Here is a 19,708-nt window from a genome sequence, read left to right on the forward strand (position 1 = left end):
CTCGGGGATCGGGGAGTTCACTCGCTGCCGTAGAGTTTGCTCTGCAATGTCTTGAGTTGCGTCGGATGTAACGCCTCTTCAATGCAGCCGAGAAACATCTGGCTTCTTGCATTAACACGCTCCCTTGCAGCCGGGCCGTGCTCCATGTCCGTTTGCAACGCGCGCACGGCGATCCAGTCCATCGAACGATCCTTAAGAAGCTCGAGCAGCGTTCGGTTCTGATAGGGATGAAGCCGAAAGTGAGCGAAAGCCACCTTGGCTGAAATCTTCGCGTCACGCAGGGCGTCGGGAAGTGCCAGGAGATCAAGTCCCGCCAGCTCTTCGATCTGTTGCATTTGATTTTGCGCTTCCTGATATTGCTCGCGCCCGACTAGTTGATACATTCCTCGTGGACGAAACAGCCAACCGTCATCCGTTCCGACCTGGTTTCCGAATGGGTTGCCTTCATAACCAAGAATGAAGTTGGCCAAATCCTTGGGATGATTAAGCAATGCGTCCATGCCGACGGGCGCTTTGTTCGCGGCCGCGAGGTCCGCGTTGTTCTTGGCTATTCGCTTCTGCCATTTGGCCGGCAGCTGTGAGACCGCGCTATAAGAGAAGTCTTCGCTGCTGCGCGTAAAATCGGCGCTGTCGTAGGAGATTGCGCCCAGGATATAGGCCAGGATCCGTGGATCGGTCTCCTCGATACGGTCCCATTCCTGGAGCAAGCCTTTGACCTGCTCGGCCTGGAAATAAGCCATATAGCTCTTTCGATATGGCGGCACAGGTGCAGGAGGCGGCGAATGGTCCTTGATCGACTGCGCCAGCTGTTGCTCGTACGTAGCAACTTTATCCTGGTATTTCTGATAGCCACGCTCCTGCAACCACTTCGTCTCGTAACAGGCAAGTAGCGGCTGCGGCCTGATCTTTGGAGCGGGCCGGTATTCCCTTCTCAATTCGTCGGCGTAAGCAGCCTGGGCAAGCTTGGCATCCCTGAGCGTTTCAAAGGCGGACGCCACAGATCCGTTCAAGAGATGGAACAACTTTACTTGCAGGCAATCAGCATTGCTCTGCTTGTTGCGGGATTGATCGAAATCGTCCTTCGGCACACAATCCCAGAAGCGGCCACTGCTCAGCGAGATGATATCTTCGGTTCTCTGAGATAGCGTCCAGCCAAGCGGCAGGTTGTAAAACCTGCCTGTTATGTCGATCCGTCCGAACGTTGGAAAGCGCTGCACGCTGGAAGTGAGGCCGTTCTCCGGGCGACGATCGATATTGGTCGCATGATTGAGCGCAACATAGGTTCGAGAGCTTCGCGTGCTCAAGAGCGCCCTCACCGGCTCCATGAGCTCACCGAACATGAAGGAGCCGTGGTCTCCGAATTGACCGCTCACAAGCGACAGCAGATAGATCCTAAATTTCGGCGCATCGGACGTGCCCCTGATACTGTTGAGCCGCTCAATCAGATCGAGCGCGGTCTCTATTCCGGAATTCTCGACATATCCGCCGTCCACCAGGCGCGCTTGCGAATTGGCGGTCATGCAATCATTCTTCAAAGAGACCGTCGCGGCCGGCGTCACCCACGGAAACCGCGCGCTCGTAAAGGCCGCAGCGCTAAGCGGAATTCGCAACGAGTGGCTTTTGACGGTTTGATCGGCTCCGCTGCCTACGCGATCAAGGCTCGAGAGAATACAAAGATCCTTGTCTTTCGCGTGTAGCGGGTCGATATCGAAGGGCGAGATAACAACGCGTTTGCCGCTCCCGGCATCTGTCGTGTTCAACAACAGCGCCGGCATATTGTTGGAAGCTGTCCAATGTGACTGAAAGTCGGCTTTTAGCAGATTGGATTGATCGCCGGCGCCCTTCTGGGCCTTGAGCATTCTGTCTGCAGCATTCTCCAGCGTGTATTCCAGAAAACGCGCGCGATCGAAACCGGGAATAGCGACTGGAGAAAACAGCTGGGTGAAATCGGTAAACAGAAAGCCGGCGACCAAGGGCGAAAGAAAATCCGTCTCCAAGACGCTTGCAACGCGCTGTTCGACCGGCCCAGAGGCATCGATATCCTCGGTCCGGCCGACGCCGGCCAGGAAGTCCGCGATCTTCGGGCATGTCTTTGCGTCGGGAGCGATCGTATCAAGTGGCGCATTGTCGGCATGAAGCGCAGCCGCGAAAACTGCCGAACCGACGCTCCCCCCGGAAACCCCGCTTATCGCAAACAGATGCTGCCGAAATGCCGGACAGAGATCCTGCATCCTGGCCAAAAAGCGCGCCGCATTGTTGGCTGCGTAGATGCCGCCGCCCTGGGCGGCCACAATGAATACGGGATATTCTCCGAGTCTCTTGGCCTCGGCCACGCGCGGTTTTTGCAGAAGCCACTCACGAAATGCTTCAACTGCAGCAACGCGCTTTTCTTCCGGTTGGCCGATTGATTCCGCCGAGGTGCGCAGGCCGTGGCCATCGCCTCCGAGCAAGGAGGCAACCAGGAATAAGCCTCCAAATACAACCGGTATGAATGGGAAACTGAACCTGATAGTCAGTAGCGCAAAGTGGGTGGTGAGAGCAACCACGCACATCGTAAACAGCGCGATCACGCCGAACGATCCGACGAATTGCGCAAGCCGATCCGGAAGTACGACGAACCCGATCGTCAACAGGGCGATGACGGCGATCGTGAGCGCGAGAAATCTGTATCGTGTGAAATAAGCAATGTTCGCTCGACTCGCGAGCGCAGTCGAACGACCTTTCGATCCCATCCGCCAAGCGAAGACGACAAAGGAGGCGAGCAGGATCAACATCGCGAACGCGAGGATAACAAGCATGTTCCGCTCGAAGGCGAGCGCCTGGTCCTGAATGCGGAAGATGCTTCCGATCTCCTCGACCTCACCGATCTTTTCAGCCGGCCGTGAGGCGAGTTGACCTGCCATCGCGGCGATTATCGGCAGCGCTCCGAGCACAACGGGAGCAGCTTTCGTATAGAAAGCCAGGCGCCCCCTAGCCGGAGGGATGTGAGGCAGGGTTGCGGCGGTAAGCTGAAAAGCGGCCGCCCAAATCGTTAGCGCAATCACCCCAAGGGCGACAAATTCCTTGAGCGTAATCCACCCGATGTCGTCAGCCGCTATCCGGTAGAGCTCCTGAATCTGATCTGGCAGGTACAGCAAAATTGAAATGACCACCGAGAGAACGGCAATCCACCGGAGGTTGCGCAACAATGTAAACAGCTGTTCGCGCACAGTCATCGCGTCAATTTCCTACTGTCTATCGGAGATCGTCCCGAGCGGGTGAAATAGCCTCGGATTTTAGGAACTCGTAACTAGGCCCGTCGAAAGCATTGCGCCGCAGGCTGCGAGAGGCTTGCCGTCAAACTGACGAGCGAAACCTATCGGCACCGCGCTATAAATTGAGAACTTAACCTACAGTAGTGGCGCGATTTATCGAATATTCTGTTGAACGGTCAAGAGATTTTCGTTGCAGACAGCCAAAAACGCGACATCGATGTTTTCCACTTCGATCTGCCGATTTAGCGCGTTTTTTCTTCACTCGTTCGCGCAGAACGCAAAAAATCCACACCATCGGCCACTCGCCCCAGGTTGTTGTCGACCGGCATTCGTGCGTTATTGATCATACGAGACGCATGTGAGTGCGTCGCGCGGCCTCTGGCCATAAGATGTCTTCCTCGAACGCTTATGGCGGTTGAAGATTCGCTCGAGACCAGCCGCTTCTTAAAGCTATTTTTCGAGGTGCGATAAGTGAAACCTGTCGCGCGGCGCGCCGGCCGCAAGTGCTCAATCGCGATCCGAACCTCAATGACGGGGAACAGGTAGCGGCGGGACCATTGCGCTGGGTCTCGATCGATCCATTCCCAATAGTTGCGATTTGTATCAGTTGCATTAATGCATATGAGTTAGGACCTGGCGCTGGTCGCGATCACCTCGCTCTTGATAAAGAGAACCATGACCTCTGTGCCCGCGCGCGCTTGACCGCCGCTCCGAAGAAGGTGCGGATCCCGCAATGCGACGCGCTCACCGGCAATATCATTCGAAGTTAGAAAAGCAGTCAGATATCGGGGGCGGAAGTTCTGTCAGGCCACCGGCGTGGGGTCCCGCCCTCGCCCAAAGATCAAGGCTAGCTAGTTGTCTCGTCCAGGGTTGCGGGGCAATCAGTCATGCTGACCTCCTTTCCCAATTCCGGAGCTCTGAAACAACTACGCGCTGAAACCGAATGGTTCATCGGCGGCAAGCAAGACCGGAGCCTCAGCTGCATGAACGGCGGGGCTCTTCTACAGCGCAATGCGCAGGCTCTTGACGATCCCAACACTTAAACATGACTACCGCGCACGCGATCGTCACGCCGACGGCACCGTGCGGGCTTGGCACTTTGCCGGCCCAAATCGATGGCTTGCAGCGGCATCCTCTACATTGGCTATAATGACAGCATTTCCGGCAACGCAATTTGCGCCGGTAATCCTCTCGACGTACTGAACACAAATGTCGGCGTACACAAGACAAGATGCGAGCCGCCGGCGAGGGAAAGTGCTAACCAATCCGCCATCACTGAGAGCTGACGATACCTGGCTGCGCCACCTACGATACCTGGCGCGCCGCTTGGAACGGCGACACTTCATTGTCCATTCCGTACAATCTCGTGCGATCGTAGCGACGTGAACGCACGAGATCGTAGCGATCCGTGAATAAGTAAGGCCCCCGTCAGGCGGCGGTTAAGTGTGCGAGCGAAGCTCAGCCGATCGTCGTCCACACGTTATGAGAGTGCGTCTGAAAAGGGTAGCGGGGCGCTTGTGCGTCGGCTATCAACCCAGCGAATCCTCAAATGTGGAATCACTTTCGGTTGGGGCGCGGCTTTGGACATCACCGACGAGCAGTGGAGGGAGAACGCTTTCAGCATTCCAGTCGATCTGAGAGCTGTGCCTCGCAGCCAGGACGACGACGGTTTGCGACAGGCGATGCTCATCGTGTGGGCCGCTCTCGCCAAGGCGTCGGCGACGATCAAACATTTGTACTCGCTTGTGCCGGAATCGGCGATCCTCGAATTTGCTGCGGCGCTCAACATGCAAGCGCCCGACTACGGCCTGTCATTCGATGGCACGGAGTCCTACCAAGAAACTGTGAAGCGGCTCGGCGGCTGTCTTCGTGCCTTGGAGCGCGAATACACCGAACAGGATCTAGGCTCGAGGCCGACCAATCCGAAGGATTGGCTTGTCGATCACGCCGGGCATCGCGCCTTTCTCATCCCCATGGGACGCATAGCCTGGAGAGAGGCGAGAGATCCGGCTCAGGACATGCGCAATTTCGACCAGCGCGGACTCCTGCGTCTTCGGTTCGTCCCGGCTATCGTGGACGGCGCCAGGGTTCAGATCGTGAAAGCTGACCGGATGGCCAGGAAGTCGTCGGCATTCGGTGCCGTATTGTTTCCTGATGCCATCTTCGAGTGCGACGAAACACCGACGAGATTCTTCGTCAAGGCGGTCGACATTCCCAATGGCGAAGCCATCATCTCCGACGCGTGCAAGGCCGCTCACGACGAACTTTGCCTGACCACTGTGTTTCCCGAACTCATGATCGACCCGCAATCACGTGGTCTCATTCAAACTCAACTGGCCGAGAAGCCTTGGCTTGCCGAGGATGAAATGCCAGACGCACCGGGCATCGTGGTGGCAGGCTCCTGGCATGAAGTGGAGGACGGCCAGCGATACAACATCGCTACGATCTACGACGGTCACGGCGTGCAAATTGCTCGGCACAAGAAGCGGATGGCTTACAAAGACGCTGAAGGCCGCGTGGAAGACATTCGGCATGGGACCGAACTTGCGGTCGTGGTCCTGGAAGAAGCTCTTTTCGGCTTCGGCATCTGCCTCGATTTCTGCAATAGGTGCTATCATACCCCCTATGGGTGGCTCGACGTCGACTTCGCAATTGTGCCCTCGTGCGGCAACGAGGTGACCATGGATGGCCACATCCGAACGGCGAAGGATTTGCACAACGAGCGAAGTACCCGCAGTTTTATCGTCCAACAGGCCTATCCGGCGCTAAAGCAGGCCGCTGGCTTCGTCCTGAACCCTGATGGGAACTCATCGGGCTGGGTGGCAAACCAGCTTCTCACGGACGCCCCTTGGAGCGTCTTCCGCGGCCAAACGTTACATGACCGTTGACTTGGCGTTAAAGCAGACCGATGTAAAGCATACTGAAACGAGTTCCACCGGCTCTCACGCCCCGGGTCCCATGTCCGACACCGACCGCAAGGCCTTCGAAATATCGCTCGATCGGATTGGGCGCGGCGATGCAACGCCGGCCGAAGCGGCCGCCGCCATTCGAAAGGCGCTGACTAATGAGCCATCTCTGACTGAGCGCGTCTATGACGCGCTGCGCGACGTCACGTGGCGAACCCTAACGTCGCGATCCTTCGGCGGCGAGCTTTCGCAATGGTTCGAGGTGGTGCGGCACGCCGCGGCACTTGCCGCTAGTAAGAATGCCGGCGGCATGTCGGAGAGGATGCGCGCCTTTGCCGACCTGATCTCGCAGTCAGCGAGGTTCGCCGAGCTCCAGCCATTGGAAGAGGTCCTCAATCGAAAGCATACCAAGTCGCTTCTGAGCGCAATCGCAGGCGCCGGCAAGACTGTCAGCAATATCGCGCTCATGAGCATTCTCGGCCTTCGTGAGTCCAACCTATCGAGGGTGACCGGCGCTCTGCAGGGAACGGGGCTGATCGAGCGATCCTCGTCGGGAAAAGAAGCAAGCTTCGCGCTGACTGACCTCGGTCGTCGCGTGGCGCGGAAACTTGACATCGCCGTCAATGATCCAGCCACAGATCGCGAATGGTGGCATCAAGCGCCCTATCCGTTGGCGATCTGGACGGCAAGCGGCGAGCCGGTCGGCGCGAATGCCGCGTTCTATCGACTAACCCGTTCAAAGGAGCCTCATGTCCTTCCATCGCTTGCCGACTGGAAAATGACAATTGCGAAGACGGCGCGCGATGAACGGTTGACCTCCAAGGATACTTGGCGGCTGCAGATCGACGACGCGACTTGGATACAATTCATGGAGACTGTCACGTCGGATGGCCGTCTGTGTCTCCTTGGATCAGACGTATCTTTGGCCATGAAGGCGATGGGCGAAGTCGAACATGCGCTGAAAATCGCAAAGGAGGCGGAGGCACGGGCCCGACGCGAGCTCGCAGACACACAAAATCGCCTGGTGGCTTACCAATCCGCGAACTCGCACGTCAGAGACGAGATCATGAGCGTTGCCGCGCGGTCGAACCAGCGCGTGCGCGAGACTATACACGGCTGGACACACACCGCGGACAATCAGATTGTACCGAACGAACTGCACGCGGTGGAGAAGGATCTTGGCGCAATGCAGGTCGCAGTGCGCAACCTCATGGGCCCCGTCTTTACAGAGGGCAAGTTTGCTTCTGGCTGGATTGACCCGAACCACGTCGTGACAGAAGCCATGAACACGGCGAGAGAGCTCGATCCGAGTATTCATGCGACCGCATCGTTCGGCAAGGTTCCGAGAGTACGTGGTGCGGCATCCTCACTGCGTACGGTTCTCAGCCACATGGTTATCATAGGCACTCGTCATGGCGCATACGAATTTAGTGGTGCGTTGAAAGGATCCAAACTGGTCACAACGGTACGCGTCAAAAGCCCCGACGAGCACGCGCAGCTCACGCCGTTCGAGGTGGTGACGAGTTCCGGTCTCGGCTATTGTCGTGCCATTGTAGAAACCAACGGCGGAGCTTTCGAAGTACGGGAAACCGATTCGGGAACTGACACCATGATCGTGTTTTCTTGGCCTGTAGAGGGCAGGACTGCGCACGGAGGCAAAATAAAGTACGGACCACCGGCCAAGGCGAGCAAATCGCGCAGGCGCCCTGTTCGCGGAATCGTCGATTAGCCGCTGAGGCTGCGGCTCGATGATTAACTCAATCTACCGGACCACGCCTCAATCGTGCTGTTGGCGGAGAACCAGGAGGTCCACGATAGTCGCTGCATTTTGTACATGCGCTCGCCGCACACATGCTCAGGCCAACGTCTTGGTTCTCCGCGCACCAGGAGCAGCTGTGCCGAACCGGCTGCTTGAACATTGAGGCGGACTTGGGGGCATCGCCCCTCTTCCGCGCATTCATCGATGGCCGCAGCGCGCTTGTCATCCATCGCTTAAGCTCCCCAAGCCGCGCTGGCGCGACGAGGTGGGCTTCCACATCTGCACGCACTTTTCGTTCGTACGCAGGTTCGGGTGCCACAATCATCTGGTGGCCGCAGACAGATCGTTTGCGTAGACGGTGGGCGGACTGAGCATTTCTTGTCGCTCGCCAGTCGCGGCATACAACGAGGATGTCGCTGGTCAAGAGACGGGCAAAATTGCGGGACTTTGCGCTGCTGGCTTCCGAATGAACAATCGAAGCTACCATAAGCTCCTGGATTTGCAGCACCAACGCGCAGCTCGAGCAAATCCAAAATTTTGCACCCGTGACAAAATGCTTCCGAAGGATGGCAACCGCTTAGGCGCCAGCGCGCTGCTCGATATTTCGAGGGCCCTTCGGGTCCCATCGAACGATCCTGGACGAAGAACTCCATGAGGAGAAATAGCCTCAGCGCCAGTTATCACCTGCAGAAGCCGCGCGGATGATTGCGGTGGTAAGGGCGGCACGCTACGGTTGTTTCTCGTTTTCAGGGGAAAGTGACCCCGGGCATTTGTCACCAAGCACATTGTATCCGGCCTCTTGGCACGAGACGCCTTGTACCAGCCCCCCAATTGTAGCAGAGATGGCGAAGAAGAAGCTGAACACGAGCGCCAAGAAATCCCCCGAGATGCCGGGGAGTGATTACGGCTTTGATCGCCCAACCGCCATCATGACGGCGCCTGACTTTAACGACAATCTGCGCGCCGCCAACATCATCGCCTGCGCCTACGGCGAGATGCTGAATAAAGACCTCGATACCGTTGTGCCGGTACGCTCGCTGATCGGCACCAAAACCGATTAGGCTAAAGGATATTCGCAAGCGACGGCTTGCCAATGCCGTTTGGATTCCATTGCGGCTGTCGCACCGGCTCATCCATAAAGGGACCTATGGACATGTTGGCTATCTGGATGAATTCTCCGGGCTGGGCAACGTTGCCATCCCGCTTGAGCGGCGCGCCGAAGCAGCCAGGCTAGGTCGTCGGCGAGCTGCGCGTGGCCGACCGGGGTCCACCGGTCGAGGCTCGAGAGGATGGAGAACACCACGTCGTGCAGGCGGACCATGGAGTCACGGTAGGCCGCTGTCAGGGCGCGGGTCTGCAGATTCGAATGCCGGCGGGCTTTACCACGAACCGCAGAAATCACGTCGCAGTGCGGCTGAGCGGCCTATTCGAAGACAGCAAGCGCACCTTGCGAGACATCCCGATGCCGCAGCAGGAGGCGATCCGCCAGGCGCTGCCCCTGTCAGCGAGCCGCCCAACCCCGGAGCAGTCGTCCTGGATGTTCCGCCAGGTGGCTCCGCCGCGGGCCGCGCCATTCATCAGGACCAAGCTAGCGGGTGTCCGCCGACAGGGGCCCAGGCCGTATCGAACACGCTCCGTGGACAAGTGTCCGCGTCATCGGCGTCGAGTATGGCTCGCGCTTAGGCGGGCGACATTGGCGGCATTTCGTACACGTTGGGCTGCAGTTCGCGGGTCGTGATCAAGACGTGGGAGCCCGGCCCGCAATGTAGCCAAACTGGCGGCATCGAGTGGGCTTTTGGGATCGTCGATCACCAACGAGCAGCTCCGGGTATGCATCAGGCTGGCGACGTTGCGCCGTTCTTGCCCTCGCATCAGCAGGACTGCTCGCAAATCTTCCACGCGGCGAACCTTGTCGCCATCGAGCCAGATCAGAAGATTGTAGTACTGGCGGTGGTCGGCGCCGTAGGCGGCTGCCGTGTCCGATTTTCCGCTGCCCACGCCGCCCAGGAACACGCACGTCTCGCTGGCGAGGCGGCGATGGATCTCGTCCGACGCTGCGGTGCGTCGCTGATGCCGAGGATCGGGCGCTGGAAACAGGCGATTGCGCGCGGCTTCCTCCCATATCTCGGTCAACACCGGCAGATACAAGATAATGCTTCGACGGCGGAGTCGTTGAACGTGAACTTGTCGACCAGTTGTTCGGCAATGCGTTCGGCACCTCCTATCCGCAGGGAGCGGCCTTGCATCTCGGGCTTCACGAGCGCGGCCTTGCGGAAATCCTCAATGATCTTTGGGGGCGTTGAGCTGGGCTGCAAGGAGAAGAATCAATTTTGCGTCCGGCTGACGAGACAGCGCATGGGCGAGATCATTCTCTGCCTTGGACATCCCTCGCCCGAAGTAATCGTACTGAGCCGAATATTCCACCACGATGGCGCCATCAGCGCTGCTGCTATCGATCATGCGGCTGACCGGAAAGCCCAGCGAGTTTAACCCGGTGTGCGGCGTCAAAAGCAGGTCGTCCAGGAAGAGGCCGCCGAAACGCTCGAAGTCAGAGCCGATCATGCCGATGGGGGCGATGAGCCGTTGGATCAGAAACTTTGGGGGTCTGCGGGTTCATGGCGGAGTATCCTAGGGTTCCGTAGGTCATCGGAAATGGCAAACTCACCGGACCGCCTCAAGCTCGCATCAAACCGCTTGCTGTAGATCCGGGAGCGGCTTTGTTATGTCATGAAGGCGGCCGTCCAGGTTGGCGAGAAATTCCATGATCGCCGTGTCGAACGAGTCATAGACCGCAGGGTATTTAGCTGCAATTTTGTCACGCCGCTTGAGGAAGCGCCCAATGGCATAGGCGACGACATCTGCCATCTGCAGGCCGATGATGTGCGCCGAATTCACGGAAATGGCGCCGCCCCCAACGAGCGTGGCGCCTCCTTCCAACTTGACCAGGCCCGGTCCGGGCGTGTTCTTGTCTCGATCGATGAGGACGATCGCGGGAGGCGTAGCAGCCAGATACTCAGCGACCGAGCGCAGGAAGACGTGCTTTACCGCGACCTTATGGCAATCCTCCGCGATCGCCTCGCCTGCGGTGTTGAGCATGTTAGCGTATTGCGCCTTGCAGATGCGCGCATAGACGAAAATGCCGCCGCTGTCCCGGATGGCCATGCAGACATGACGTAGCGCCTCCACGCGTGCGGCATAGCTCAGAGATTTCCATCTCGACGTCGGCTTCGGGTTGATGATTTCGGTGCCGTGGAATTCGACTTGGCCGATCTCAGCAAGGTAGGCGGCGAGGTTGTGGGCCAATGGGCCGTAGGCCTGCGACATCAGGATGAGGCCACCGTAGAGGTGTAGATTGCCAACCATCGTCGACGTCGCCTCGAACGTCAGGTCCGTATCGTCGCAAAACGCGAGCACGCGTCCAGGACGGTCAAGCTCGGCGATGACCGAACGAAAGTTGATTTCCATTGGGAGAATCTAACAGGAGCTGGCGCCCCGGCACAGACCCGTCACCAGCTTAATCTGAGTTCAAATCAGTGTCACGTGCGAGATCTCGCGGCATCGCGCCGTGGCCGAGCCCCTCGCGTCGGCTGTGTTGCTATGGCCGGCACGGACCCGCCGGCACCACCCCGATCGCTCGCTTGAATCGGCTACCCCTGGTAAGCATGAGAGACGGCGTTTTCGGGGCGGCTCGCAAAGACCGGACCAGCCCAATTCGTGGTAGAAATCTTGCCGGTCGATATTATTGTTCAATTTGCGGAGGTCGCGGTGACAGATTGCCGTTCCCCCATTCACCGAGGTTAGGCGTGACGGATAAATTGGGTTGGGGACAGGAGCGCAAGCGCGCGCTGGCGAATGCGGAGATCGTTTCCGTTGTTGCGGCGCAGCAGACCCAGAAATTGGTCGACGACCCTTCCCTGCTCAAGCAGATCGAAGCTCGGTTCCAGGATGCTCTCCGCAACAATGATCGTCTCGCGACGCTGACCCGCGGGCTCGACGATCGGGGCCTGCAATTCTGCGTCTTTGGAGGCTGGCTGAGAGATACGATCGGTGACCTGCGGTCTTCGATCGCGGGCGGTCCACCGCGAGATATCGACTTGGTGGTTCGTGGCATCGAGGTCGGCGATCTGCTCGACATGCTTCCGTCCGATGTCCGGCCGACGATGTTCGGCGGCGTCCAGTCGGGAGCCGGCGCGTCGGCATTCGACATCTGGCCTGTTCACGAGACGTTTCTGATACAGCATCTACACCTTGAGCCGAGCTTCGAAAATCTACTGCGGTCCACGGATTTCACGATAAACGCCGGCTTGTTTTTCCCATCTCGAGGAGCTTCCCCGTCCCGGTTCATGGACGGAGGAATGCTTGAGGCACTCCGGACACGGACACTCGATTTCAACTATTCTTCGCTTCCGTTCCCCGTGATGCAATGCGCGCGCCTGGCTGCCTATGCGGGGAAGCTTTCGCTCCACCTTTCACCTGCGGTGCGGACTTTCATGCAAGAAACCATAAGCGCTTCGTCGCGGCGCGAACGTGTCCTGGCCGGGCTTCGACAGACCTACTCGCCGCATGTCGTCCAAATTGCCGAGCGCGTACTGAGCGGATTGGCCGGGGCGCACAGGTGAGAACTGAACACTTCACAAGCTGCGCCGGCGTCTTCGAAGGCGGCGGGGTACGTGCCGCCGCTTATGCTGGGGCGTTCGAGGCCGCGACCAAGGCCGGCATCCGATTCAACCGCGTCGCGGGCACTTCCGCGGGATCGATTGCGGCCGCCTTCATCGCCGCCGGTGGTACGCCCGAGACGATCAAGGCAAAGCTTTTGGAGCTCGATTTGGCGGCGTTACAAGGGCCAGCCGACGAAGATGCCGTACCGTTTCCGAAACCCGGCATGTTCGCCTCAACACTGACCGCCATACCGTCCGGCTTCCTAAGAATGTTGGGTCGCTTCGTGCGCTACTCCGGCAGCTTCAGTTCCGAGGCAGTGCGCGAATGGATCGAGGCGACGCTGCGCGAGATACTGGCCGCCGGTGGCCAGCTCCTTCCGGAGAGACCCATACGCTTTTCCGATCTGTCGATTCCACTTTACGTGGTCGCCGCCGACGTCTTGCAGAGGGGACCTAAGATCTGGAGTTCGGCGACGACCCCGGAAGATTCCGTGGCCTTCGCCGTTCAGGCTTCCTGCTCGATACCGTTCTACTTCCAGGCCGTCTCGAACGATCAGTCGGTATTCGTCGATGGCGGGACGATCTCCAATTTGCCGAGCCACGTATTTCCCCCCAGCGTCGGCCATCCCGGCCGCTTCGCCGAGAAAACATTGGCGTTCAGACTGAAGGCCGATCCTTCCGCACCCAAAAGCAAGTTCGCGGACGCGGCGGATTATGTTTTTGGCATCGCCGACACCGTTGTTTCCTCAGCAACGAGCATCCAGCAATCTCTCCAGACCGACATATATTCGATCGAGATCGCTACCGCGGACGTAAAATCGACCGATTTCGAGAAAATGACGAGAGCGAAAAAGAACCTGCTTTTCGCAAACGGCCAGCGGGCGGTCGAGGATTTCGTCGCACGAGAGAGGGAAATCGTGGGCCGTCACCGTGTGGCTACCACCTATGTGGGTTTCGACGAACGGCTACTTGCCTATGTGTACGCGATCTCGGAAGCACAAAAGACCGTTTGGATCTCGGACTCGTCGACGTACTGGCTTTTCTTTATCTATCCGATCATCGCGAGCGCGGTCCAGCGAGGCGTCGTCGTCAACGTGATGGTCCAAGAGCCGCCGCCGAAAGATGCGCAAAAGGAGCGACAGCGACGCCAATCGCTCGCGTCGCTCGGCTGCGACGTCATTGAAGTTTCTGCGCTCGCATTCACGGGCTTGGTGGTCGACTATCCAGGTATCAACTCGATCGCGGTAATAAGCTCCGAAGACGGTGCTGTCGGACAGGACTTCGCCTACACGAGTGAAGTAGTGCGGCTCTATCGAAGCCAACACGACTTTCCAGTGATCCGCAATTTGGGCAATGCACTTGCGGCTCAGGTGGTTTCTGGCGGCACGATATCGACCGTGTCGCAGGTGAACATCGTGCGGCTCTCAGAGCAGGATCTCTACCAGGAGCTCAGGCGCGTGCCGCAATACGTGGACGCGAACTTCACGATGGAAGACGTCCCTTTCGACAGAAAGTTGCGGGTTTCGCAGACCCATATCAAGGAATACAAGCTTCTGCAGATCGACAAGCTGATCCGGGAGCTTGAATCCAATGGGTTCGATCTCTTTGCACCCTGCCGATATCTGTTGCCCGATGGATCCTTCAGCATCATAACCCCACCGGTGTTGGAGATCACGCCAAATGGGCCGGTGATCATCGAGGGGCACACGCGCGCTTTCTTCCTCGCCCAGATGAGAAAGAATCGCTTTCGCGCCGTCGTCGTGAGCGGCGTTCGCGAGCCGTTGCCGGTCGAACCTCGCCCATTTTCCGAGATGCGAATCGCCGATCACACCATGACCGCCTCCGCTATCCTACCGAACATCGACATGCGGCTGTTTCGATATATCGAGACGGCGCTGCATTCCTAACCACGAGCTCAAGTCGCGAAGGTCAGTGGCAGCGTAAGCTGCAGCAGCCGCTCACCCCGGCCGTTTGACCAGGTGAAGCGTATCTCCAGGCGCGCCGGGATCACCAGCTTCTTGTCGATCGCCTGTGTCAGGAGGTTGACGTCCGCACATGTCACGCCACGGCCGCTTGCTCCGACCAGAATCTGTCGGGAGATCCGATGCGAACGGTCGAGGACAGCGTCAGCGCCGTCGATGACATACTTGCTCTTCGCGGCTCTCAGCTCGAAGCCGATGCGCGGAAAGTGTATCACGACCCACTCACACGTTCACTTCGGACGGGGATGGCGATTTCGTGCATGTCGAGAGCGACGAGCTCTCCTGCGATCGCATCTTTCGCATAGTCGGCGGCTCGCACGACAACCATAGAGTCCCCCCGGATTCTCTTGATGTCGAACCCGTTCCTTGACTGCCTCATCGGCGCGGCGTTTTGCGCAATTCCAGCGGCTGGTCCGGCGTCAGTTGTTCCGGACCCCCGTGCCCCAGATGACGGCCCCTCTCCGTCCAACTCCCAATGGCCGCGAACCACGCGAACTCGTGAGCCAACCGATCACTCCGGTCGGTCAAAACCACAGCGGATGAAAGACTGACAGACGACCGTGCGTTGCTCGCCGCAAATCCACGTTCTGCCGTCGGCCAGCATGTCTTCGACGTACGGCAGTTGCGTCCTCACCAGGGTTGCGGGCCGTCGCCCTTTCGACCGAAGGTGTGCTCGGCACGGGCAAGCCTCTCATCCTCGCCCGATCGTCGAACAGTTGCGGCGGCATCAGATCGTGATTGATACCCAACGCATAAAGCATGACCGGCCGAAAGAGCGTTCCTTCGGTCCAGGCTGACACCGCGTTGAACAGCCATTCCGAGCAGCGTTATCGCTATGAGATCGGTAGGGCCGACTTGAACAAAATCCCATCAGCCTGCGTTCCTGGTCCGGCTGACGCTGGTGTCCGCTGAGCCGACCTCTTGCATCCTCATGTCCTTCGGTCCACGCATTGCTGCCGCTCTGCTAGCTACGTCCTTGAAAATATGCTCCGACCGCGCCACGTCCCTCGGCTCAAGTTGAGCTTCACCCCCTGCATCGCAGCACTAAGGCCGCCGGCTGTAACGCCTCCTCTGACGAGTGAGCGCCGCTCTCCTGCAAAGGCGATCCTATCCGGCGCTTCTGCACGAAACGGACAATAGAGTCACCGTTGCGCAACAACGTGCGGAATTATCCCGAGCCAGCCAATTCGCGATTTCCGTCGGCGTACGCTTCATCCGATATTTGGTTGCATTGCAATGCGCCTACCTGCAGCGCGGGTGGGCGAACGGCAGGATGATCTGTTCCCCAAATTGAAGCGAGGTCATTTTGATGAAGGATTCGAAATCGCGCCGTGCAAGCTCCCCGAAAACGGGACTGCATCGCGGCACCACAGGATACGCGATCAACTTCTTCCGCTCGGACACCCTGGTCAATCTGCAGCTGGATCTGAAGAGGCTCGAAAAATCAGGCATTGATGAAGATGTCTGCCGCAAAATCAGAGAGCTGCTCAGTGCGCTTGTGTCTGCGGCATCGGCTGAGCCAAAGGGCTCTTTTTGGGGAAGGGCCGTCCACGAAGTGTTGCGGGATTACGAGTCCACCTATCGGGAATGGAATAATGTAAAGGGAAGCGACATCGAGGCTGCGCAAAAACGAGATGAATTGCTTTCCAGGCTGCAAGACCTAAGGCATTCGATCGCGAACGTCTGCCGCCGTAACGCTCATAGTCTATCGGAGGCGCACGATCTCGAACTGATCACGGCAATCAACGAGGCTTTGAAAGAGGCGATCAAGGCTGTCCCAGGAACATTTTCTGCTCTCACCAGGAGCGCCGAGCGATTTGCAGCTCGTGCTCTTGCGTGAAGCGCTGCATCAATCAGGTTCGATCGAAACCCAACAATGCATTTGTTTCGTTCTTGATCTGTGAGACCCACTTGGAGTTTGTGGTTCGAGCCATCTCGAATACGTTCCGTCCGACGGAAGAGCGCCAAAGCAGCCACACCTCTTGCGCGCCGCAGGCGCGCTTCTTTTTTGCTCTTCATGGACGCCTGGAGAGCGCTTAAGCTTGGTTTCCAAGGTCAGGTCGAAGCGAACTTGGACGCGCCGGCTCGTCGGACGCGTCCCTCAGCCGCACCTCAGCGCGTTTCCCCATCTCTTCTGAGGGTAACGATGCGCTGCCTGCCGTTCGCGAAGTCTTGCCGCCGCCGGGCCATAGCCCCTTCGGTCCTTTGCGCGCGCTAGGTGACTTCAGGATGATCGGCACGTCCGATCAGTTCGCGTTCGAGCCGATGCCCCCGAAACCTGCTTCTTGAATCTGCATCCTCGGCATTCCCATCGATGTCCGGGATCAATCGACCGGCCGCTCGGCGTCGCCAATGATGCTGCCTCGCAGCGGTCAGCATCGATGCAGCCAGATCTCATTGAATGATTTTCGAGGTCGGCAGCAGCGACATTCAAATCGCGTTTTTGCCGGGTAGAGGCGAGGTGTTTGGATCACCCGGCCAGATCCCGGCATCTGATGAATGCTGCGCTTCGATGCTCCCCATTTACGAGCCGCGCGATCTCGTCCGCTCCGCCGATCTCCTCTTACCGGCTTATCCCAATTCCCTATGGACGCCTGGGAATTGCTCTCGAAATCGGCGAGTAAGATGCCGTATAGTCGCGCGATACGCGTAAATGGGGGCCTTTTCGGTGCACGACGATTCCGTGGAAAGAGCCAGATGGCTGCGCGATTTGCTGCGCTTTCTGCCGCTGCGCAGCCAATTCGTGCTCTCGGGCAATACCCGCGACCTTCAGATGCACGAGATCGCTCCTGGCGAGGTGACCGCAGCGCCCCTGTCCAGAGTTCTGCCGGACATCTTGAAAGCAGCTGGTTATGCGCAGATCGCCTGGTTTGATCTTCTGAATGGATTTCGGGATATCGAGCCGGCGGACGGAAGCTACCTCTCTCGGTTGGGTCTGATGCCGGCAAACGGCGCGGCGGCAGGCGGTATCGATCTCCTGTCGACGACGCTTGAGCGCCATATCGCAGCTGACGGACACCCCTCCGCCCTTGTTGTCGACTTTGCCTCCAGATTGGTCGCACGAAACGAGGCCTTATCACCCGCCGAGCACCAGCTTTTCTCCCGCGCGCTGATCCTTTCCCATGCGGCGCGCGCCCGTCCGGCGGGCGAGAAGCGGCTGCCTTTCTTCAATACAGTTGTCTGGATCGTCGACAAGGAGGGGGATCTGCCCGATTGGTTCCTGATCGGAAACCCGAAAGTCAGGCACATCCCCATCGGACGACCGGATCACCTTGCGAGAGCGAGCATGATCCGCTCCCTGGTCCGGGGTCTGCCGGGCGCGCAGAACGCAGAAGTGCCGGCATTGGAGAAGTGCACGCAAGAGTTCGTCGACGAGACCGAAGGCCTTCTCTTGCTGGACGTGAGCGCGGTCGCGCAACTCGCCCGCAGCGAAGGCGTGCAGTTCGATCGCATCGGAGATGCGGTTCGACGCTTCAAAGTAGGCGTGACTGAGGATCCCTGGCGCAAGATCAGCCGCGAGAAGATCGCTTCGGGCGAAGAATTCGTCAGGCGCCGCGTCAAGGGACAGTCTCACGCAGTCACGCATATGCTTGATATCGTCAAGCGCGCGGTAACCGGGATCGGACAATCGCCACGGGGCGGCCGGCCAAGGGGTGTCGTCTTTCTTGCCGGGCCGACCGGCGTCGGCAAGACGGAGCTTGCCAAAACCATCACCAGCCTGCTGTTCGGCGATGAATCTGCCTATATCCGCTTTGACATGTCCGAGTTCAGTGCCGAGCATTCCGACCAGCGGCTGATCGGGGCGCCGCCTGGCTATATCGGATATGACGTCGGCGGCGAGCTCACCAACGCCATCCGTGAAAAGCCCTTCAGCGTCGTCCTGTTCGACGAGATCGAGAAGGCTCATCCGAGGATTCTCGACAAATTCCTCCAGGTCCTCGATGACGGCGTCCTCACCTCCGGACGAGGCGATCGCGTCTATTTCTCCGAAGCCTTCATTGTCTTCACCTCGAATCTAGGCATCTACGTACCGGGACCGTCCGGCGAGCGAATAGCCAACGTCACACCGGACGAGACTTTCGAGTCGGTCCGCAGCAAGGTGCGCAGCGAGATCGAAAGGCACTTCAAGCAGGTCCTCAACCGGCCCGAAATATTGAACCGGATCGGAGAGAACGTCATCGTATTCGACTTTATCCGCCCCGAGGTCGCAAACGAGATATTCGATTCTATGGTCGACAACCTGCTCAGGGACGTCAGTTCGCTCGGCCATGACGTGACTTTGAGCGGAACTGCCCGCGAGGTGCTTCGCGGCCTGTGCCTTTCTGATCTTTCCAACGGCGGTCGAGGCATTCGCAACCAGGTCGAATCTCACCTCATCAACCCGCTCTCGCGGGCTCTGTTCGATCGTGGAGCGGAAACGGGACGCAGATATAGGATCGAAGCGGTCCACCCCGGGCCATCGACCTCGATTGATCTCGTGAGCGAGCAGTCCTCATGAGCAGGGTGCTCAATCTTTCGCGCATCCATTTCCCGATCACGACCCTGGGGCCCGGCCGCAGGATCGGGATCTGGTTCCAAGGCTGCTCGATCCGTTGTCCAGGATGCATCTCCATGGACACATGGGCGCAGGGGCGCGGAACAACGACCATAACAGAAGTCATCAAGGCCGTTTCACCGTGGCTATCGACCGCCGAGGGGATCACGATTTCGGGCGGAGAGCCTTTTGACCAGCGCGAGGCCTTGTTCGATCTTCTGACAGAGCTTCGAGCTCGAACGAAGGCCGACATCCTCGTGTTTAGCGGCCACCCGTGGGCTACGATCTGCGAAGCGCTCGCCACCTCGCCTCCCCTCATCGATGCGCTTGTTTCCGGGCCGTTCAATATTGATGAGACGCAAACCCTTGCGCTTCGTGGCAGCGACAATCAGGAACTGCGCCTGCTGACGCCCTTGGGACGCGCTCGGTTCGCCAGTTTCGAGCGCCGCATCGACGAAACAGACCGCGCGTTCGATATCATGTTCGACGACCATGGCGACCTCTGGCTTGCCGGCATTCCCGCGCGCGGCGACTTCCGGCGCCTGCGACATATTCTCGAAGACAGCGGCTCGACGCTTGGAACTTCGGAAGATGCCCGTTTTCCTTCTCTTTAGA

The 19,708-nt window shown here is 58.7% G+C and carries 14 protein-coding genes; 9 read left to right on the forward strand and 5 right to left on the reverse strand.

The window, feature by feature from the left end:
* Positions 1–17: 17 nt before the first annotated feature.
* Positions 18–3,215 carry a hypothetical protein gene (locus tag ACVIYL_RS00440; protein WP_456777399.1) on the reverse strand — a complete coding sequence of 1,066 codons (3,198 nt, stop codon included), beginning with the start codon at positions 3,213–3,215 and terminating at the stop codon, positions 18–20.
* Between the two features lie 926 nt (positions 3,216–4,141).
* Here ACVIYL_RS00440 and ACVIYL_RS00445 point away from each other — a divergent pair.
* From ACVIYL_RS00445 to ACVIYL_RS00460, 4 genes are all read left to right on the forward strand, one after another.
* The gene (locus ACVIYL_RS00445) at positions 4,142–4,297 is read left to right on the forward strand and encodes a hypothetical protein (protein ID WP_456777400.1); all 156 of its coding nucleotides are present in this window, start codon (positions 4,142–4,144) and stop codon (positions 4,295–4,297) included.
* A 537-nt stretch (positions 4,298–4,834) separates the two neighbouring features.
* On the forward strand, positions 4,835–6,142 hold the full coding sequence (locus ACVIYL_RS00450; protein WP_456777401.1) for a hypothetical protein: 1,308 nt from the start codon (positions 4,835–4,837) through the stop codon (positions 6,140–6,142).
* Between the two features lie 70 nt (positions 6,143–6,212).
* Positions 6,213–7,889: a hypothetical protein gene (locus ACVIYL_RS00455; protein WP_456777402.1), complete on the forward strand. Its 1,677-nt coding sequence runs from the start codon at positions 6,213–6,215 to the stop codon at positions 7,887–7,889.
* Between the two features lie 872 nt (positions 7,890–8,761).
* Positions 8,762–8,980: a hypothetical protein gene (locus ACVIYL_RS00460; RefSeq protein ID WP_456777403.1), complete on the forward strand. Its 219-nt coding sequence runs from the start codon at positions 8,762–8,764 to the stop codon at positions 8,978–8,980.
* Positions 8,981–9,572: 592 nt separating this feature from the next.
* On the opposite strand, the gene ACVIYL_RS00465 is transcribed toward ACVIYL_RS00460, so the two are convergent.
* The 3 genes from ACVIYL_RS00465 to ACVIYL_RS00475 form a co-directional block, all read right to left on the reverse strand.
* Complete coding sequence (locus ACVIYL_RS00465; RefSeq protein WP_456777404.1) at positions 9,573–10,067, reverse strand: hypothetical protein; 495 nt, start codon at positions 10,065–10,067, stop codon at positions 9,573–9,575.
* A gap of 132 nt (positions 10,068–10,199) precedes the next feature.
* Entirely contained in the window at positions 10,200–10,481 is a 282-nt protein-coding gene (locus ACVIYL_RS00470) for a hypothetical protein (protein ID WP_456777405.1), read from the reverse strand.
* Between the two features lie 123 nt (positions 10,482–10,604).
* On the reverse strand, positions 10,605–11,384 hold the full coding sequence (locus ACVIYL_RS00475; protein WP_456777406.1) for a DUF3800 domain-containing protein: 780 nt from the start codon (positions 11,382–11,384) through the stop codon (positions 10,605–10,607).
* A 338-nt stretch (positions 11,385–11,722) separates the two neighbouring features.
* Between ACVIYL_RS00475 and ACVIYL_RS00480 the strand changes: the two genes are divergently transcribed.
* Complete coding sequence (locus ACVIYL_RS00480) at positions 11,723–12,538, forward strand: hypothetical protein (RefSeq protein WP_456777407.1); 816 nt, start codon at positions 11,723–11,725, stop codon at positions 12,536–12,538.
* Entirely contained in the window at positions 12,535–14,484 is a 1,950-nt protein-coding gene (locus tag ACVIYL_RS00485; protein WP_456777408.1) for a patatin-like phospholipase family protein, read from the forward strand. The genes ACVIYL_RS00480 and ACVIYL_RS00485 overlap by 4 nt, the downstream gene beginning before the upstream one ends.
* Before the next feature lie 8 nt (positions 14,485–14,492).
* Here ACVIYL_RS00485 and ACVIYL_RS00490 read toward each other — a convergent pair whose 3' ends face one another.
* Positions 14,493–14,774, reverse strand: coding sequence for a hypothetical protein (locus ACVIYL_RS00490; RefSeq protein ID WP_456777409.1), 282 nt, complete (start codon positions 14,772–14,774; stop codon positions 14,493–14,495).
* A gap of 1,094 nt (positions 14,775–15,868) precedes the next feature.
* Between ACVIYL_RS00490 and ACVIYL_RS00495 the strand changes: the two genes are divergently transcribed.
* The 3 genes from ACVIYL_RS00495 (at position 15,869) to ACVIYL_RS00505 (ending at position 19,707) form a co-directional block, all read left to right on the forward strand.
* On the forward strand, positions 15,869–16,399 hold the full coding sequence (locus ACVIYL_RS00495; protein WP_456777410.1) for a hypothetical protein: 531 nt from the start codon (positions 15,869–15,871) through the stop codon (positions 16,397–16,399).
* Positions 16,400–17,227: 828 nt separating this feature from the next.
* Complete coding sequence (locus ACVIYL_RS00500; RefSeq protein WP_456777411.1) at positions 17,228–19,057, forward strand: AAA family ATPase; 1,830 nt, start codon at positions 17,228–17,230, stop codon at positions 19,055–19,057.
* Positions 19,054–19,707: a 4Fe-4S single cluster domain-containing protein gene (locus tag ACVIYL_RS00505; RefSeq protein ID WP_456777412.1), complete on the forward strand. Its 654-nt coding sequence runs from the start codon at positions 19,054–19,056 to the stop codon at positions 19,705–19,707. The genes ACVIYL_RS00500 and ACVIYL_RS00505 overlap by 4 nt, the downstream gene beginning before the upstream one ends.
* The last annotated feature ends 1 nt before the right edge of the window (position 19,708 follow it).

It is taken from the genome of Bradyrhizobium sp. USDA 3315, from assembly GCF_054056795.1.

Bases quoted from the DNA above. Each gene is read 5' to 3' on its own strand.
- ACVIYL_RS00475 (WP_456777406.1), bottom strand. From the start codon at position 11,384: ATGGAAATCAACTTTCGTTCGGTCATCGCCGAGCTTGACCGTCCTGGA.
- ACVIYL_RS00505 (WP_456777412.1), top strand. From the start codon at position 19,054: ATGAGCAGGGTGCTCAATCTTTCGCGCATCCATTTCCCGATCACGACC.
- ACVIYL_RS00455 (WP_456777402.1), top strand. From the start codon at position 6,213: ATGTCCGACACCGACCGCAAGGCCTTCGAAATATCGCTCGATCGGATT.
- ACVIYL_RS00440 (WP_456777399.1), bottom strand. From the start codon at position 3,215: ATGACTGTGCGCGAACAGCTGTTTACATTGTTGCGCAACCTCCGGTGG.
- ACVIYL_RS00460 (WP_456777403.1), top strand. From the start codon at position 8,762: ATGGCGAAGAAGAAGCTGAACACGAGCGCCAAGAAATCCCCCGAGATG.
- ACVIYL_RS00495 (WP_456777410.1), top strand. From the start codon at position 15,869: ATGAAGGATTCGAAATCGCGCCGTGCAAGCTCCCCGAAAACGGGACTG.
- ACVIYL_RS00470 (WP_456777405.1), bottom strand. From the start codon at position 10,481: ATGATCGGCTCTGACTTCGAGCGTTTCGGCGGCCTCTTCCTGGACGAC.
- ACVIYL_RS00445 (WP_456777400.1), top strand. From the start codon at position 4,142: ATGCTGACCTCCTTTCCCAATTCCGGAGCTCTGAAACAACTACGCGCT.